Below are 239 nucleotides of genomic sequence, written 5' to 3'. Positions count from 1 at the left end.
TCCCCGGGGCGGTCGCGAACTCAGACATCGAGCTGCGGGTGGCCCGCGGTGAGGTGCACGCGATCGTGGGGGCGAACGGCGCCGGCAAGTCGACGCGGATGAAGACCCTGTACGGCATGCACCGCCCCGACGAGGGGCAGATCCTGCTCGACGGCCGTGAGGTCGTCTGCAAGAGCCCCGGGGACGCGATCGCGGCCGGCGTGGGCATGGTGCACCAGCACTTCATGCTGGCCGACAAC

1 protein-coding gene is annotated in these 239 nt (G+C 70.7%); it reads left to right on the top strand.

Translation table 11 applies throughout. The annotated features are described in order from the left end of the window. The coding region (locus AC0IVP_RS22135) for an ATP-binding cassette domain-containing protein (RefSeq protein WP_471759309.1) at window positions 1-239 on the top strand (239 nt) is incomplete at both ends.

The organism is Klenkia sp. AC732 (genome assembly GCF_979256525.1).
This window is presented reverse-complemented; position numbering and strand designations above follow the sequence as displayed.